Origin of the sequence: Kluyvera sp. Awk 3, from assembly GCF_028069715.1 — a bacterium.
Lineage (GTDB): Bacteria > Pseudomonadota > Gammaproteobacteria > Enterobacterales > Enterobacteriaceae > Kluyvera > Kluyvera georgiana_A.
In genome coordinates this window covers 19,831-37,603 of record NZ_JANEWH010000038.1, presented here as the reverse complement: position 1 = coordinate 37,603, position 17,773 = coordinate 19,831, and the positions used below count along the sequence as shown (strand labels likewise).

Here is a 17,773-nt window from a genome sequence, read left to right as displayed (position 1 = left end):
ATTATGGACGTTGTTATTGATGGTAAAAACATTCCTCTTAATATGATTCGCCCTTTTGAAACACTGACGCTGGATTTACCTGCAGGCGTTTCCGGTCATTCTGTAGTCTGGCGCTTTATTAATGATTATGGCGCGATTAGCGAACCAGTAAAACAAGCACTTTAACCTCCCGATAAGGATATCTCGATGATGCGTTCGCGTCTTTGTCTCGCGCTGGTTTCGAGCGCCTGTCTGGGAGTTGCTACCCATGCTTTTGCCAGAGACAGTCTGTTTAATCCAAAGCTTTTAGAAATCGATCATCCGGTCGATGTTGATATTCGTCAGTTCAACCGTTCGAATACGCTCCCGCCTGGCGATTATAAGGTCGATATTATCGTTAACGGGAAGCTGTTTGAGCGCCGGGATGTCAAATTTGTGCAGGATAAACCAGATGCTGAACTACATCCCTGTTTTGTCGCTATTAAGGATGCTTTATCCTCGTATGGTGTCAAAGTTGATGCAGTAAAATCATTGCAGACTGTCGATAATAAAGCTTGTGTAAATCCTGTTCCATTAATTGATGGTGCTATCTGGTCATTTGATGCCAATAAGTTAGCGCTAAATATTTCCATTCCACAGATTTATTTGAATACTGCGGCGTATGACTACATCAGCCCCTCCCGTTGGGATGAGGGCATTAACGCGATGATGGTCAACTATGATTTTTCCGGCACGCATACCATGGAGTCGAATTACGACTCCGAAGAGGATGATACTTATTATCTGAACTTGCGTAACGGAATTAACCTGGGCGCCTGGCGGTTGCGTAACTACAGCACGCTGAGCGCGACGGGCAGCAATACGGAATACCATTCAATTAGTAGTTACGTCCAGCGGGATATTGCCGCGCTGCGCAGCCAGATTATGGTCGGCGACACCTGGACAGCGAGTGATGTGTTTGACGGCACCCAGATCCGTGGTGTCAGGTTATACACCGATGACGATATGTTACCGTCGAGTCAGAATGGTTTTGCGCCAGTGGTGCGCGGGGTGGCGAAAAGTAATGCCACCGTGATTATCCGACAGAATAAATATGTCATTTATCAATCGGCAGTGCCGCAAGGCGCTTTCGAAATCACCGATCTGAATACCACCAGCGGTGGCGGCGACCTCGATGTGACCATCAAAGAAGAGGATGGTAGCGAGCAGCACTTTACCCAGCCATATGCATCACTGGCGGTTCTCAAACGTGAAGGTCAGACTGACTTTGATATCAGCGTGGGGGAAATGCGCGATGAAAGCGGATTTACTCCCAATGTTATTCAGGCGCAGGTGCTGCGTGGTTTGCCGTGGGGCCTCACACTCTATGGTGGGACGCAGATAGCGAATGACTATGCCTCCGCAGCGTTCGGCATGGGTAAAGATATGGGATCGTTTGGCGCCGTATCCGTTGATATGACTCATGCGCGCTCGCACTTTGATGATGGCGATGATGAAAGCGGCCAGTCATACCGTTTCCTGTATTCCAAACGTTTTGATGATACCGACACGAATTTCCGTCTGGTGGGGTACCGCTATTCAACGGAAGGCTACTACACCCTCGATGAGTGGGCGTCTCGGCAGGATAATAGTTCTGATTTCTGGGTGACCGGTAACCGACGAAGCCGTGTGGAAGGGACCTGGACGCAGTCGTTTGGTCGCGGCTGGGGGAATATTTATCTGACGGTCAGTCGCCAGGAATACTGGCAGACCGATGAAGTTGAACGCCTGGTTCAACTGGGTTACAGCAATAACTGGCGACAGATATCCTGGAATGTGTCGTGGAACTACACCGATTCCATCAACCGTTATTATGGCAATGACCATTATGACGATGATGATAACAACGACGACAACAATCATGAACAGGTCTTCATGTTATCAGTGTCTATTCCGCTCTCCGGCTGGATGGAAAATAGCTACGTCAACTACTCGATGACGCAGAACAACCATAACGACAGCACGATGCAGGCTGGTGTCGGCGGTACGTTACTGGAAGGGAACAACCTTTCTTATAACGTACAGGAATCATGGATGAGTACGCCGGAAGATACCTACAGTGGTAATGCCAGTATGGGATATGACGGTACTTATGGTTCGGTAAACGGCGGCTACGCCTGGAGCCGTGATTCGCAGCGCCTGAATTATGGCGCGCGTGGCGGTATTTTGGTTCATGGCGACGGCGTAACCTTCTCTCAGGAGTTGGGGGAAACGGTCGCGCTGGTGGAAGCGCCGGGTGCAGATGGGCTATCGGTTGAAAATGCGACCGGGGTCTCTACCGACTGGCGTGGGTATACGGTGAAAACGCAGCTCAACCCTTACGATGAAAACCGTGTGGCGATTGACAGTAATTATTTTGCCAAAGCCAATATTGAGCTGGATAACACCGTGGTGAACCTGGTCCCAACGCGCGGCGCGGTAGTGAAAGCGGCGTTTGTGACGCATGTTGGTTATCGTGTGCTGTTTAATGTGACTCAGGCAAATGGCAAGCCTGCGCCATTTGGCGCAATGGCGTCGGCGGAGCTCGATTCGGGAACGGTGACCGGCATCGTTGGCGATAATGGCGAACTCTATTTGTCGGGGATGCCGGAGTCGGGGGCGTTTACGCTGACCTGGGGAAATAATGTCGCAGAAAAATGTACCGCTAAATATTCATTGAACAATAAGCCACAGAATGCCGAGTTAATGCAGCTTGGTGTGGAGTGCCATTAAATGGAATTAATGATGAAAAAAGTAATGTTCCTGGGATTGTTGAGCGCCGGAGTCATCGCTTCTATACCGGCATGGGCTGCTAACAGTGGGATGTGCACTGCCACCAATGGCGCTCACCACAGTGTGCTGCCATTTTATGGTAAAACGATAACAGCAATACAAAATAGGGCGGGAACAACAGTTAACTATGAAACCTCTAACTCGGACAGATATCCGGGTAAGTGTGAATGCCGAACCGGAACAACAGGCTCACTGAGTAATCTTTATTATACAGCACAGATGAGTTCGGCATTAACGGCTACCGCAAAGCGGTCTGGTGTGAGCTATTACAACCTTGATGAATATCTTGATGTAGGGTTATCTATTGAAATTTATGGGCGTGGATTTGTTAATGCTCCCTTTACCGATCAACCGAACTCTCCACCGGAAGATTATAAATGCAATACATTAGCCGGCGGCATAACCTTTGATAGTGGCACCAAAGCAACGATCTATTTTTACATCAAAGAACCTTTCATCGGTACGATCACTATTCCACAAACGCTGATTGCCCGTTTGTACGGTACCGTAAGTTCCACTGTAGCCATTGACGAGTCACAACCCCTGGCGGATGTGTATATTGCTGGTGATATTACTGCGCCCCAGGAATGTACCATTAATGGTGGCCAGGTGATTGAAGTTGATTTTAGTAAAATCCCTGCCTCCGCATTTTCCTCTACGCCAGGGGCGGCGTTGACGGATCGGAAAGTACCGATATCGGTTTCTGTCTCCTGTACGGGGATGTCTTCCGGGCAGGATGTGGAAGTTTCATTACATGCCACACAGGTGGGATCGTTGCCAACCGTCATTGAGACGACGAATGCCGATGTCGGTATCAAAGTTTACGATGAATATAATAAAGAAGTGGATGTGAACGGTGGGCGGATGGAAACCGACATGGGAACCCGCTCTCGTCTGGGCGTGGAGAATGGCGAGTTTAATTTTTTCGCCGCGCCTGCCAGTGCGACGGGAACCCGCCCGCAGCCAGGTACATTTAGCGCAAACGCTACGATTACTATGGAAATCAAGAACTAAACCCCTCACGGCCGCCTTCGCGGCCGCTCAAATTTCACTTCTGTTACATCTGATTTTTCTGTGTCATCAAACTGTCATAAACCTTACATATAACTGTCACCTGATTGTCCTATTTTGCTCATCGTAGCCACTAAACAATCATTTACGGATTCTTGCAGGAGACATTATGAAAGTTATGCGTACCACTGTCGCAACTGTTGTCGCCGCGACCTTATCGATGAGCGCTTTCTCTGCATTTGCAGCGGCAAGCCTGACAGGCGCGGGTGCAACTTTCCCTGCGCCGGTGTATGCCAAATGGGCGGATACCTACAACAAAGAAACCGGTAATAAAGTCAATTACCAGGGTATCGGCTCCTCCGGTGGCGTAAAACAAATTACCGCTAACACCGTCGATTTCGGCGCATCCGATGCACCGCTGTCTGACGAAAAACTGGCTCAGGAAGGCCTGTTCCAGTTCCCGACTGTCATCGGCGGTGTGGTGCTGGCCGTTAACATCCCTGGCCTGAAATCCGGCGAGCTGGTGCTTGACGGTAAAACGCTGGGCGACATCTACCTGGGTAAAATCAAGAAGTGGGATGACGAAGCCATCACCAAACTGAACCCAGGCGTTAAGCTACCTTCTCAGAACATCGCCGTTGTGCGTCGTGCTGATGGTTCCGGTACTTCCTTCGTGTTCACCAGCTACCTGTCTAAAGTGAACGAAGAGTGGAAATCGAAAATTGGCGCAGGCTCTACCGTAAACTGGCCGACCGGCCTGGGCGGTAAAGGGAATGACGGTATCGCGGCGTTCGTACAGCGTCTGCCTGGCTCTATCGGCTACGTTGAATACGCTTACGCCAAGCAGAACAACCTGGCTTACACCAAACTGGTTTCTGCCGACGGCAAACCGGTTAGCCCGACCGAAGATAACTTCGCTAACGCCGCTAAGGGCGTTGACTGGAGCAAATCTTTCGCGCAGGACCTGACTAACCAGAAGGGTGACAACGCGTGGCCGATTACCTCCACCACCTTTATCCTGGTGCACAAAGAGCAGAAGAAACCTGAGCAGGGTGCTGAAGTGCTGAAGTTCTTTGACTGGGCATACAAAAACGGCGGCAAGCAGGCGAACGAGCTTGATTATGCTTCTCTGCCGGAAAGCGTGGTTGAGCAGGTGCGTGCTGCATGGAAGACCAACGTAAAAGACAGCAGCGGTAAAGCGCTGTACTGATTACGGTCGCCCGGCGGGAACGCCGGGCAACGTGTAAACGTCGTGGCGGATTTTAAACTGGAAAGAGTGATTTATGGCTGCAACTAAGCCTGCTTTTAACCCACCGGGTAAAAAGGGTGACATGATATTCAGCGCGCTGGTAAGACTGGCTGCGCTGATTGTGCTATTGATGTTGGGCGGGATTATCGTCTCTCTCGTTATCTCCTCGTGGCCCAGTATGGAGAAGTTCGGCTTCGCCTTCCTGTGGACCAAAGAGTGGGATGCGCCTAACGACATTTACGGCGCGCTGGTACCGATTTACGGTACGCTCGTGACCTCCGTTATCGCCCTGCTGATCGCCGTTCCGGTGAGTTTCGGCATCGCTCTCTTCCTGACCGAACTGGCGCCAAACTGGCTTAAACGCCCATTAGGTATCGCGATTGAACTGCTGGCGGCCATTCCCAGTATCGTTTACGGCATGTGGGGTCTGTTTATCTTCGCGCCGCTGTTCGCGACCTACTTCCAGGAGCCGGTCGGCAATATCCTTTCTAACATCCCGTTTGTCGGCGCGCTGTTCTCCGGCCCGGCCTTTGGTATCGGTATCCTGGCGGCTGGGGTTATCCTCGCCATCATGATCATCCCCTATATCTCCGCCGTAATGCGTGATGTGTTCGAACAAACCCCGGTGATGATGAAAGAGTCGGCCTACGGCATTGGCTGCACCACCTGGGAAGTTATCTGGCGTATCGTCTTGCCGTTCACCAAAAATGGCGTGATCGGCGGCGTGATGCTCGGCCTGGGCCGCGCGCTGGGTGAAACCATGGCGGTCACCTTTATCATCGGCAACACCTACCAGCTCGACAGCGCGTCTCTGTATATGCCGGGTAACAGCATTACCTCCGCGTTGGCGAATGAATTCGCCGAAGCGGAATCCGGCCTGCATGTCTCTGCGCTGATGGAACTGGGTCTGATCCTGTTTGCGATTACCTTTATCGTGCTGGCGGCATCGAAGTTCATGATTATGCGTCTGGCGAAGAATGAGGGGGCACGCTAATGGCAACGCTGGAAATGCAAAACACCGCTGCGCTGGCTGAGTCCCGTCGCAAAATGCAGGCCAGACGCCGCATGAAGAACCGTATCGCGCTGACGCTGTCGATGGCGACCATGATCTTCGGCCTGTTCTGGCTGGTGTGGATCCTGATGGCGACCATCACTCGTGGTATCGACGGGATGTCCCTGGCGCTGTTTACCGAAATGACGCCACCGCCAAATACCGCAGGCGGCGGTCTGGCGAATGCCCTGGCGGGCAGCGGCCTGCTGATTTTGTGGGCGACCGTGTTTGGTACGCCGCTGGGCATTATGGCGGGTATTTACCTGGCCGAGTATGGCCGTAAATCCTGGCTCGCCGAAGTCATTCGCTTTATTAACGACATTCTGCTTTCCGCACCGTCGATCGTCGTGGGCCTGTTCGTCTACACCATCGTCGTGGCGCAAATGCAGCACTTCTCCGGTTGGGCAGGCGTGATTGCGCTGGCGCTGCTGCAGGTACCGATCGTTATTCGTACCACTGAAAACATGCTCAAGCTGGTGCCGGATAGCCTGCGCGAAGCCGCTTATGCGCTGGGTACGCCGAAGTGGAAGATGATCTCCGCGATTACGCTGAAAGCCTCTATCTCCGGAATTATGACCGGTATCCTGCTGGCTATTGCGCGTATCGCCGGCGAAACGGCGCCGCTGCTGTTCACCGCGCTCTCGAACCAGTTCTGGAGCACCGACATGATGCAGCCTATCGCCAACCTGCCGGTGACCATCTTTAAATTTGCGATGAGCCCGTTTGCGGAGTGGCAGCAACTGGCCTGGGCCGGGGTGCTGATTATCACGCTGTGCGTATTGCTGCTGAACATTCTGGCGCGCGTTATTTTCGCGAAGAAGAAACACGGTTAATTTTTTACGGCGCGGCCAACGACGGCGGCGCTGGATGAGGAAGAGATTGAGATGAGTATGGTTAACACAACTCCGGGTAAAATTTCAGTTCGTGACCTGAACTTCTACTACGGCAAATTCCATGCCCTGAAGAACATCAACCTGGATATCGCCAAAAACCAGGTGACGGCGTTTATCGGCCCGTCGGGCTGTGGTAAATCAACGCTGCTGCGTACCTTCAACAAGATGTTTGAGCTGTACCCGGAGCAGCGGGCGGAAGGCGAAATCCTGCTGGATGGCGACAATATTCTCACCAACACCCAGGATATCGCGCTGCTGCGCGCCAAGGTTGGGATGGTGTTCCAGAAGCCGACGCCGTTCCCGATGTCTATCTACGACAACATTGCTTTTGGCGTGCGTCTGTTTGAAAAACTGTCGCGTACCGACATGGATGAACGCGTGCAGTGGGCCTTGACCAAGGCCGCATTATGGAATGAAACCAAAGATAAACTGCACCAGAGCGGGTACTCTCTCTCTGGTGGTCAGCAGCAGCGTCTGTGCATCGCGCGCGGTATCGCGATTCGCCCGGAAGTTTTGCTGCTGGATGAGCCGTGTTCAGCCCTTGACCCGATCTCCACCGGGCGTATCGAAGAGCTGATCACCGAGCTGAAAGAGGATTACACCGTCGTTATCGTGACCCACAACATGCAGCAGGCTGCACGTTGTTCCGACCACACGGCGTTTATGTACCTGGGCGAGTTGATTGAGTTCAGCAACACGGACGATCTGTTCACCAAGCCCGCGAAGAAACAAACAGAAGATTACATCACCGGTCGTTACGGTTGATTCAGGAGCGCGTTGTGGACAATCTGAACCTTAATAAACATATTTCCGGCCAGTTCAACGCAGAACTGGAGAGCATTCGTACCCAGGTGATGACCATGGGCGGCATGGTTGAGCAGCAGCTTTCTGATGCCATTACCGCGATGCACAACCAGGATAGCGAGCTGGCGAAGCGCGTCATTGAAGGCGATAAGAACGTCAACATGATGGAAGTGGCGATCGACGAAGCCTGCGTGCGCATCATCGCCAAGCGTCAGCCAACCGCCAGCGACCTGCGCCTGGTGATGGCGATTATTAAAACCATCGCCGAGCTGGAACGTATTGGCGACGTGGCGGATAAAATTTGCCGCACTGCGCTGGAGAAATTCTCCCAGCAGCACCAGCCGCTGCTGGTCAGCCTGGAGTCGCTGGGCCGCCACACCGTGCAGATGCTGCACGACGTGTTGGATGCGTTCGCGCGCATGGATCTCGACGAAGCGGTGCGTATTTACCGTGAAGACAAGAAAGTTGACCAGGAATATGAAGGCATCGTGCGTCAGCTGATGACCTACATGATGGAAGACTCGCGCACCATTCCAAGCGTGCTGACCGCGCTGTTCTGCGCGCGCTCTATCGAGCGTATCGGCGACCGCTGCCAGAATATCTGCGAATACATCTTCTACTTCGTGAAGGGGCAGGATTTCCGTCACGTGGGCGGCGATGAGCTGGATAAGCTGCTGGCGGGCAAAGATCCGAAAGAGTAATCGCTGAATTCTGCGCCACAAAACCTGTCGTCTTCGCTGAAGCGGCAGGTTTTTGCTTTCTGGCTTTAGCTCTTAGCGCTATTGCCCGTAAAACTGGCGGAATATCACACCGCGCGTTTCCCTATCCCGGTTACCCTGAACGTTCTGCTTCAAACATGGATAAGGAAATAACGTGAAACGACAACTGAGTTGTGCAGCTTTTCTCATCTCCAGCGTGCTGGGATGCGCCTCTTTATCTGCAGTGGCCGCGCCGTTACCCGCTACGCCGAGCCAGGCGATTCCCGTCAGCCAATACATCACACAGGTTAATGCCGACAAAAGCATCACCTACCGCCTGTTCGCGCCAACGGCAAAACGGGTGTCCGTTGTAACGGGCTCCACGCCAGACAGCTTTGTCTCGCATGATATGACCAAAGATGAGCAGGGGATCTGGACGTGGCGAAGCGATGTCCTGAAGCCCAATCTGTATGAGTATTATTTTGATGTCGATGGTTTCCGTTCGATTGATACCGGCAGTCGTTACCCAAAACCGCAGCGACAGGTGAATACCAGCCTGATTCTGGTGCCGGGGAGCATTCTGGACGATCGTGCGGTCGCGCATGGTGATGTGCGAACGCTAACCTATCACTCGACGGCGCTCAGTGCCGAACGCCGCGTTTATGTCTGGACACCGCCGGGATATACCGGCAGCGGCGAGCCGTTACCGGTACTCTATTTCTACCATGGCTTCGGTGATACCGGGCTGTCGGCGATTGACCAGGGGCGAATTCCGCAGATGATGGATAACCTGCTGGCAGAGGGAAAAATCAAACCTATGCTGGTGGTTGTGCCGGATACCGAAACTGACGTACCAGAAGCGGTTGCCGAGAATTTCCCGCCGCAGGAGCGAAGGAAATCATTCTATCCGCTGAATGCGAAGGCGGCGGACAACGAGCTAATGCACGATATTATTCCGCTGATCGGCGAGCGCTTTAATGTCCGCAAGGATGCCGATGGCCGCGCGTTGGCAGGGCTATCGCAAGGCGGATATCAGGCGCTGGTCTCCGGAATGAATCATCTCGACAGTTTTGGCTGGCTGGCCACCTTCAGCGGCGTGACAACCACAACGGTACCGAACGCTGGCGTTGAGGCGCAGTTCAATCATCCGCAGGCCATCAATAAACAACTGCGTAATTTCACCGTTGTGGTGGGCGAGAAAGATAGCGTCACCGGGGCGGATATTGCGGGTCTTAAGAAAGAGCTTGAGCAGAAAGGTATTAAATTCGATTACACGGTCTATCCGGGGTTGAACCATGAAATGGATGTGTGGCGTCCGGCTTACGCCACGTTTGTGCAGAAACTGTTTAAGTGACAGGTAGCCGGATGAGGCGTTGAACGGAAATGCCGGATAAGGCGCAAAGCGCCGCTATCCGGCCTATCCATGCGCGTTGCGCTATCTTATCGCGTAATATCCCACCCGCGCGCCTTCCACAGTCCCGGCAGCTCCGCCAGATCGGTAAACGTCGTCACCTTCGGGTGGTCAATCGGCTTATTGTGCGGATCGGCGCAGAAATAGAACACTTCCATCCCCGCATCAATGCCTGACTGCGCGCCTGCGCTGGAGTCATCCACCAGAATGCAGTTCTCCACGTTTACGTTCATCGCTTTTGCCGCGTGGTGCATCAGCGCCGGGTCCGGCTTCCAGCGCTGGATGTCGTAACCGCTAAACAGTTTGTTTTCGAAATAATGCAACATGCCCAGTTTGCCCAGCGAATGCTGCATTTTGCTGACCGGGCCGTTCGACACGATGCACATCGGAATCGCAACGGAATCGACCAATGCGTTAGCCCCGGCAATCACCTCCAGCTCCGAGTCGAAAAGGCGTGCGACCTCGGCGCGATAAACCGGTTCTAAATCCGCCCGGGCAAGGTTCACCCCGTGCTCGGCGTTGATAATGTCAATAATCTCGTAGAGCTTTACGCCCTTGAAACGTTTAAAAATCTCTTCCAGATCGAGCGTGATGCCAAATGTTTTGAACATGTGGACGTAGGCCCGTGAACAGATTACTTCGCTGTCGACCAGCGTACCGTCACAGTCGAAAAAAACCGCTTCAACTCCGGACATGTCATTTCCTTTTTAACAAGTTTAACGTTTACGTAATGCTGAATTGAGAGACGCAATCGTTGCCGTATAAGCAAAATCAATGAAAAAAAACATCTCACAACCGCGCCTATTGTCGCATTTTGGTATAGGATAGCGACGAATTTTCCTTCCTTGTCTGCGGAAATTGATAATGAGTCAACAACACACCACCCCGGCTTCCGGCCAGGGGATACTGGAGCGCGTGTTTAAACTGCGCGAGCACGGCACGACGGCACGCACCGAAGTGATCGCCGGTTTCACCACCTTCCTGACGATGGTCTACATCGTTTTTGTAAACCCGCAAATTCTTGGCGTGGCCGGAATGGACACCAGCGCGGTGTTCGTGACCACCTGTCTGATTGCGGCGCTGGGCAGTATCCTGATGGGCGTATTTGCTAACCTGCCGGTGGCGCTGGCGCCAGCGATGGGTCTGAACGCCTTCTTCGCGTTCGTGGTTGTGCAGGCTATGGGGCTGCCGTGGCAAGTGGGCATGGGCGCCATTTTCTGGGGCGCTGTCGGCCTGTTGCTGTTGACCATTTTCCGTGTTCGTTACTGGATGATTGCCAATATCCCCGTGAGCCTGCGCGTCGGTATCACCAGCGGTATTGGTCTGTTCATCGGCATGATGGGCCTGAAAAATGCGGGCGTGATTGTCGCAAACCAGGACACGCTGGTTTCCATTGGTAACCTGACTTCACACAGCGTGCTGCTGGGTGTGCTGGGCTTCTTTATTATCGCCATTCTGGCTTCGCGCAATATTCACGCGGCGGTGCTGGTCTCTATCATCGTGACCACTCTGCTGGGCTGGATGCTGGGCGATGTGCATTACAACGGTATTGTCTCCGCGCCGCCGAGCATTACTACCGTCGTGGGCCACGTCGATCTGGCCGGGTCGTTTAACCTCGGTCTGGCGGGCGTTATCTTCTCCTTCATGCTGGTGAACCTGTTCGACTCCTCCGGTACCCTGATCGGCGTGACCGATAAAGCAGGCCTGGCGGATGCGAAAGGTAAATTCCCGCGCATGAAGCAGGCGCTGTTTGTCGATAGCGTCTCCTCGGTAGCCGGTTCCTTTATCGGTACCTCTTCCGTGACGGCATACATCGAATCTTCCTCCGGCGTTTCCGTAGGCGGCCGTACCGGCCTGACGGCGGTTGTCGTGGGCATTCTGTTCCTGTTGGTGATTTTCCTGTCGCCGCTGGCGGGTATGGTGCCGGGCTACGCAGCCGCGGGCGCGCTGATCTACGTTGGGGTGCTGATGACCTCCAGCCTGTCACGCGTGAAGTGGGATGACCTGACCGAAGCCGTTCCGGCGTTTATTACCGCCGTAATGATGCCGTTCAGCTTCTCCATTACCGAAGGTATCGCGCTGGGCTTTATCTCTTACTGCGTGATGAAAATCGGTACCGGTCGTTTCCGCGACCTCAGCCCGTGCGTGATTGTTGTCGCACTGCTGTTTGTGCTGAAGATTGTGTTTATTGACGCACACTGATGAAATGAACCCTCGCCCCATCGGGGTGAGGGTTTTTAACGAACTTACGCTTTAACGCGCTGAATATACTCGCCAAATGCGGTCAGCTGACCGGTCAAATGATCTAACGTTCCCTGCTCAATCACTTCGCCCAGCTGCGGGTCGACTTTGTTCTGAATCACGCCGCCCATAAACTCCGGCTTGTTCATCACCATCGCATCGAGGAACACCAGAATCTGACGCAGGTGATACTGGCAGCGCGCGCCGCCGATAGCGCCCATTGAGCTGGTCTGAATCAGCACCGGTTTACCTGACAGCGGCTGGTCCGGCAGACGCGACAGCCAGTCGATGGCGTTCTTTAACCCGCCCGGGACGGAATAGTTATATTCAGGGGTGACGATGACCACGCCATCGGCCTGGCGGATCTGCTCAGCCAGCGCTTCAACGCTCTGCGGGAAGCCTTCTTCTTGCTGGAGATCGGCATCGTACAGTGGAATATCGCCAATTGACGGCAGCGCGGAAACGCTCATACCCGCCGGGGCGATCTTAGGCAGGGTGCGTGCCACCATGCCGTTGAATGAACCTTTGCGCAGGCTTCCCAATAACGTAACTACTTTCAACGTTTCTGACATGACTACTCCTTTGCATCATGAGGCTGTTTTCCAGCCGAATCAGTTGAGTATAAGCGCTTTCTCTGCCGGTAGGCTGGTGAATCTCATCAACCTCGCCGCCGGTTCGTTGGCTCGCGTCTGCGCGTCGGGCAGGCTGCGCCAGCCGTATTTACCGTCGAACTCCCACACTTTCAGCTTTTCAATCGCCGGCGAGGCGCATAGCGACCACACCAGCACGTCTTCCGCATCGCAGATTGCTTCGAGATGGTCAGTATTGGCTGAACGCAGGCGACCGGAACCCGGCAGTAGCTGGAGCATTTGCGGGGAATCGTGGTGCACGTCGCCGGACATTTTGAGCACGCTCTGGCGCAGCGTAATCAGCTGGGCACGCGCTTCATGCGGATCATTCTGGTTGTTGATCCACAGATTTTCATTACTGGTAAAACGGTAGTTTTCCATGATGGTGGCCTGCGGGGTGTTGCGCAGCACGCGCAGTAGCTCCATATCGAGACCGCAGTGCCCTTCGGTGGTCAGCGCGACGCCGACGATGTTACCCGCATAGGCGATGGAAAAATCAGGTAGATGGCTATCTTTGAAATACGGTTTGCCGTCTTCAGGCGTAACGATTTCCGGTAATTCACTGATGCCGTAAAGCATAAACAGCAGCTCGGCCAGCAGCGCGCGCGAAGCCAGATAGCGCGTACGGCGGTGTGCCGGCAGCTGGCGTGCGATGTTATGACTGGTGGAGGACAACCGTACCGATAGTAGATGCCCGTCCTTAAGGATCCCTCTTGCAAAGTGCGTCGCCATTTTTCGCTCCGTGATTAATGGACTGTGGTGATGAGGAGAGTATCATTTACGACACTGATGATCAGGTTTTACTGCCTAAAAATGCGATTGAAAAGGGGTATTACGAGACTTTTACACTTTCCCCTAACTGAAATGGACTATTTTTACGAATAATCCATCAGGAAACAGCGAGATATAAGGCTTTAAGCGTTTCGCGCAGCCAAATTATTTTCGGGTTGTGACTATTTCGTTTATGCCAGAGTAGGGTAAACGGCACCTGCAGTTTGTCCCGTTGCGCAGCATCGAAAGGCAGAGGGCGGGCCACCAGAGGTAGCTGGTGGAGCTGATTATAATACTGGCAGTAGCGTGGCGCGGTGGCCAGCATGGTGTGATCCGGCTGAGCGGCCATAAACAGCGACTGTTCGAACCCCGGCAGGCTTAGGGCGATATTGCGCTCACGGCCCATTTCCTGGAGCACATCATCCAGCGCCCAGGTATCACTCTGTTCCCAGCAGATGCTGATGTGCGGATAGCGTAGAAACGTCTCCAGATTCCACTCTTCCTGTAGTGCGGGATGATCCTCGCGCAACCACACCCACGGCAAATCGGTAAACAGCACCTCGTAGTCGATCGACAGCGGCAGTAGACTCAACAGTTCGCGGGATCGTGGATGGCTTTCGCGGCCGGTGAAGCCAATATCCACTTCGCCGCGAATGATGGCATCCAGGGAATCATAGTCCCAGCTACGGACTTTGATCGTTGCCTGGGGATAACGTTGATAGATCTGTCTGGAGAGTGCGTTGAACATGATCATGATCAGCGGCGACTCGGCCACCAGATCGAATTTCAACCCGCGCGGCGTTTCATGATGCGGCTTATCGAGCAGCTGATTGCCCATCTGCATCCACTCCGCCAGGCTCTGCTCCATGCTGAACATCAGCGGTGTTGGCGTCAGCCCTAGCGGGGTGTTCACAAATAACGGATCGTCGAACCAGGCCCTCAGCTTTGCCAGCGACTTGCTCACCGCCGACGGCGTGACGTTCATCCGTTTGGCGGTTTTGGTGACGCTGCGCTCCTGCATCAGGAGCTGCAGGCAGAGCAGTAGATTAAGATCGAGACTGGTGAGCGATTTCTTCATGAGCAGGCGCGGACCGGTTAGGGGCAACTGAGATAATCAGCATGATGCTCACTATGCTACAGCCAATCAGAATCCCGATCAGCATATTCAGCGCATCAATACCGAGGATAGCCGCCAGCCAAATCCACAGCGACGAACCGCAAACCTGCGCAATACCCAGCGCAGAGCTGGCGACGCCTGCACGCAGCGAGAACGGACCCAACGCCTGGCTCATCGCCACGCCGAATCCCACCGAGAAGCCCGCACAGATCAAGGTCAGCCCAAAGAGGGTGAATGCGTGCGTCGTGGCAAGGATTAATACAATGCCTGCAGCCATGAATAGCGCTTGTGAGGTGAGCATCAGGGTGCGGGGTTTAAACAGGCTCAGAGCGAACGGCGTAGAGAACGAGACCGCCATGCTGATACCTGCGGTCATTGCCATGGTCGTCGCGTATTCGCCGCGGTCGAAGCCCATCACTTCCATCAGCAGCACCGGCGAAGTATTCACGAAGGTCAGAATAACCGACACGCTGAGGGTGGTTATCGCCAGACGACTGAGGAAAAAGCGGTTTACCAGCGACTCGGCGCCATCGTTGGATTTTGAAGAAGCAGCCAGCGCATTCGGGCGCGACTCACGCAGAATAAACACGGACAGCAGACACACGCCCACGCCCATGCCAATCATGGTGTAGAACAGGCTCTGCCACGGATATTTGAGCATAATCAGATGCCCCATCACTGGCGCCAGTACCGGCACGATGCAGGTAATGCCGTTCAACAGCGATAGCACCTTGGCCCGGCGACGATCGTCGAGCGTATCGCGCAGAATAGCGAATGCGACCACGTAGCAGCAGCCTGCGCCGATACCCTGAATAAAACGACCAACCAGAAATGGCGTGCCGCTCTCCGCTAACGCGCAGAGGCCGGAAGCCGCGATGTAAATCAGCGCACCGACAATGGCGACGGGTTTACGTCCGGACTGGTCGGCCACCTTGCCGGCAAACAGCATCGCGGTCGCCATCCCCGCCAGATAGACCGAAAACGCGATATGCAGCTGCGCCTCGCTGGCCTGCAAATCAGCCGCAATGCGGGGCAACCCGACCAGGTACATATCGATACCGGCGGGATAAAGTAAAACTAAGGCAAAACTACAAAGAAGAAAGCGTGTCATGGCGGCCTCACAAAAAGTGTGGCGCTAAGCATACGGGGTGTCGCGCGAGGCGACGAGTTGCCATTTGGACAACAGTGATTGCCTGAAAGGAAATCTACTTCCAGACTCTCGCCATCCCTTCGCTTTCCGGACGGACAGATTCAAAGCCAAATTTGGCGTACAGCTCCGGAACATCCGCCACCAGAGTCACATAAGCGCCTTTAAAAGCGTTAGCGTCCAGCCAGGCGATGAGCGCTTCCATGATCTGCCGACCCAGGCCTTTTCCCTGATGATCAGGGTCCACCGCGATGTCTACGATATCAAAGTTCAGCGCGCCGTCGCCAACGATGCGACCCATGCCGACAGGCGTACCTTGCCAGAGGATATGCACGCCGTAGCAGCTGCGCGGCAGACCGGCCTTTGCGGCATCCAGCGGGCGGGGGGACAGGCCGGAAATTTTACGCAGGCGGCAAAAGTCCTCAGCGGAGGGAACGGTGGGGATTAAGGTATATTCAGCGACCATCTCGATAACCTTTTAATGAGGGGTTATCTGGTTTTAGCAGTTGGAAGACGGAAAGTAAAAACCCGAATTCACTGGCGCGAATTCGGGTTTGATTGCTTACTTGCCGATACAGAAGCTGGAGAAAATCCGCCCCAGCAGATCGTCGGAGGTAAATTCCCCGGTGATCTCGCTCAGGCACTGCTGAGACAGCCTCAGCTCTTCTGCCAGCAGCTCACCGGCCCACGCGCCTAACAGCTGCGCCTTGCCCTGCTGAAGGTGCTCAGCGGCGTCGGAGAGCGCCTGCAGGTGGCGACGACGTGCCAGGAAGCCGCCTTCCATGTTGTTTTCGAAGCCCATACTCTGTTTGAGATGGTTACGCAGTACGTCGACGCCTTCGCCAGTGCGCGCGGAGAGGCGCACAAGTGAGTAGTCATTCACTTCGCTCAGACCCAGCGTCTCGCCGGTAATATCCGCTTTGTTACGCACTACGGTAATCGGCAGATTTTTCGGCAGACGGGCGATAAAGTCCGGCCAGATCTCCGCCGGGTCGGTGGCGCTGGTGGTGGTGCCATCAACCATAAACAGCACGCGGTCGGCCTGCTCAATTTCCTGCCACGCGCGCTCAATACCGATACGCTCCACTTCATCGTTAGCGTCGCGCAGACCCGCGGTGTCGATGATATGCAGCGGCATGCCGTCGATGTGGATGTGCTCGCGCAGGACGTCGCGGGTGGTGCCGGCAATGTCGGTCACAATCGCGGCTTCACGGCCCGCCAGGGCGTTCAGCAGGCTCGATTTCCCGGCGTTCGGGCGACCGGCAATCACGACCTTCATCCCTTCACGCAGCAGACTGCCCTGACGCGCTTCGGCGCGCACCGCGTCGAGGTCGGCAATCACATCGTTCAGCTGTGCTTCGATTTTCCCGTCGGAAAGGAAGTCGATCTCTTCGTCCGGGAAGTCGATAGCCGCTTCCACATAGATGCGCAGGTGAGTAAGTGCTTCCACAAGGTGATTAACACGTGCCGAGAAGGCACCTTGTAGCGAGTTTAGCGCGGAGCGGGCCGCCTGCTCGGAGCTGGCGTCAATCAGGTCGGCAATCGCCTCAGCTTGCGCCAGGTCGAGCTTATCGTTGAGGAACGCACGCTCGGAGAACTCTCCCGGGTTGGCGATACGCACGCCCGGCAGCGTCAGAATGCGTTTCAGCAGCAGGTCGAGGATCACCGGGCCGCCGTGGCCCTGTAGCTCCAGCACGTCTTCACCGGTAAAGGAGTTCGGGCCGGGGAACCACAGCGCAATGCCCTGATCCAGCGCGCTGCCGTCGACGTCTTTAAACGGCAGGTAGTCGGCATAGCGCGGCTTTGGCAGCTTGCCCAGCACCGCCTGCGCCACATCGCGCGCCTTCAGGCCGGAGATACGCAGAATGCCCACCCCACCGCGTCCCGGTGGGGTGGCCTGGGCGACGATAGTGTCGTTTTGGCTCATGGTTTTTCTCAACTGTGATGCAAATAAAAAAGGC

16 protein-coding genes and 1 pseudogene are annotated in these 17,773 nt (G+C 54.5%); 10 read left to right on the top strand and 7 right to left on the bottom strand.

From position 1 onward, the window contains the following. From lfpB to NNN71_RS10310, 9 genes and pseudogenes are all read left to right on the top strand, one after another. A pseudogene (gene lfpB / locus NNN71_RS10350) lies at window positions 1-165 on the top strand (fimbrial chaperone protein); the annotation flags it as partial. Window positions 166-186: 21 nt separating this feature from the next. Continuing rightward, window positions 187-2,730 carry a fimbria/pilus outer membrane usher protein gene (locus NNN71_RS10345; protein WP_271458428.1) on the top strand — a complete coding sequence of 848 codons (2,544 nt, stop codon included), beginning with the start codon at window positions 187-189 and terminating at the stop codon, window positions 2,728-2,730. Beyond that, the gene (locus NNN71_RS10340; protein ID WP_271458427.1) at window positions 2,731-3,804 is read left to right on the top strand and encodes a fimbrial protein; all 1,074 of its coding nucleotides are present in this window, start codon (window positions 2,731-2,733) and stop codon (window positions 3,802-3,804) included. A gap of 166 nt (window positions 3,805-3,970) precedes the next feature. Further along, window positions 3,971-5,011: a phosphate ABC transporter substrate-binding protein PstS gene (pstS, locus tag NNN71_RS10335; protein WP_271458426.1), complete on the top strand. Its 1,041-nt coding sequence runs from the start codon at window positions 3,971-3,973 to the stop codon at window positions 5,009-5,011. 73 nt (window positions 5,012-5,084) lie between these two features. Then, on the top strand, window positions 5,085-6,044 hold the full coding sequence (gene pstC, locus NNN71_RS10330; RefSeq protein WP_064540617.1) for a phosphate ABC transporter permease PstC: 960 nt from the start codon (window positions 5,085-5,087) through the stop codon (window positions 6,042-6,044). Then, complete coding sequence (pstA, locus tag NNN71_RS10325) at window positions 6,044-6,934, top strand: phosphate ABC transporter permease PstA (protein WP_106930134.1); 891 nt, start codon at window positions 6,044-6,046, stop codon at window positions 6,932-6,934. Before pstC ends, pstA begins: the two co-directional genes overlap by 1 nt. 51 nt (window positions 6,935-6,985) lie before the next feature. Beyond that, window positions 6,986-7,759, top strand: a complete 774-nt coding sequence (gene pstB, locus NNN71_RS10320) for a phosphate ABC transporter ATP-binding protein PstB (protein ID WP_035893601.1) — start codon at window positions 6,986-6,988, stop codon at window positions 7,757-7,759. A gap of 14 nt (window positions 7,760-7,773) precedes the next feature. After that, a complete protein-coding gene (gene phoU, locus NNN71_RS10315; RefSeq protein WP_008500182.1) occupies window positions 7,774-8,499 on the top strand; it encodes a phosphate signaling complex protein PhoU in 726 nt (241 codons plus the stop codon). Between the two features lie 184 nt (window positions 8,500-8,683). Beyond that, window positions 8,684-9,850, top strand: coding sequence for an esterase (locus tag NNN71_RS10310; RefSeq protein ID WP_167577222.1), 1,167 nt, complete (start codon window positions 8,684-8,686; stop codon window positions 9,848-9,850). 86 nt (window positions 9,851-9,936) lie between these two features. Here NNN71_RS10310 and yieH read toward each other — a convergent pair whose 3' ends face one another. Beyond that, window positions 9,937-10,602 (bottom strand): 6-phosphogluconate phosphatase, encoded by a 666-nt coding sequence (gene yieH / locus NNN71_RS10305; protein WP_223803614.1) that lies wholly within the window; start codon window positions 10,600-10,602, stop codon window positions 9,937-9,939. A 169-nt stretch (window positions 10,603-10,771) separates the two neighbouring features. Between yieH and adeP the strand changes: the two genes are divergently transcribed. Next, window positions 10,772-12,109: an adenine permease AdeP gene (gene adeP / locus NNN71_RS10300; protein WP_163447634.1), complete on the top strand. Its 1,338-nt coding sequence runs from the start codon at window positions 10,772-10,774 to the stop codon at window positions 12,107-12,109. A gap of 44 nt (window positions 12,110-12,153) precedes the next feature. On the opposite strand, the gene NNN71_RS10295 is transcribed toward adeP, so the two are convergent. The 6 genes from NNN71_RS10295 to mnmE form a co-directional block, all read right to left on the bottom strand. After that, entirely contained in the window at window positions 12,154-12,720 is a 567-nt protein-coding gene (locus NNN71_RS10295) for an NADPH-dependent FMN reductase (RefSeq protein WP_163447635.1), read from the bottom strand. 39 nt (window positions 12,721-12,759) lie between these two features. Continuing rightward, the gene (locus tag NNN71_RS10290) at window positions 12,760-13,509 is read right to left on the bottom strand and encodes a 4'-phosphopantetheinyl transferase family protein (RefSeq protein WP_167574686.1); all 750 of its coding nucleotides are present in this window, start codon (window positions 13,507-13,509) and stop codon (window positions 12,760-12,762) included. A gap of 157 nt (window positions 13,510-13,666) precedes the next feature. Further along, window positions 13,667-14,626 carry an HTH-type transcriptional regulator YidZ gene (yidZ, locus tag NNN71_RS10285; protein ID WP_163447637.1) on the bottom strand — a complete coding sequence of 320 codons (960 nt, stop codon included), beginning with the start codon at window positions 14,624-14,626 and terminating at the stop codon, window positions 13,667-13,669. Beyond that, window positions 14,595-15,776: an MFS transporter gene (locus NNN71_RS10280; protein ID WP_271458425.1), complete on the bottom strand. Its 1,182-nt coding sequence runs from the start codon at window positions 15,774-15,776 to the stop codon at window positions 14,595-14,597. Before NNN71_RS10280 ends, yidZ begins: the two co-directional genes overlap by 32 nt. A gap of 94 nt (window positions 15,777-15,870) precedes the next feature. Then, a complete protein-coding gene (locus NNN71_RS10275; RefSeq protein ID WP_163447639.1) occupies window positions 15,871-16,278 on the bottom strand; it encodes a GNAT family N-acetyltransferase in 408 nt (135 codons plus the stop codon). A 96-nt stretch (window positions 16,279-16,374) separates the two neighbouring features. Beyond that, entirely contained in the window at window positions 16,375-17,739 is a 1,365-nt protein-coding gene (gene mnmE / locus NNN71_RS10270; protein WP_223803617.1) for a tRNA uridine-5-carboxymethylaminomethyl(34) synthesis GTPase MnmE, read from the bottom strand. Window positions 17,740-17,773 lie beyond the last annotated feature (34 nt).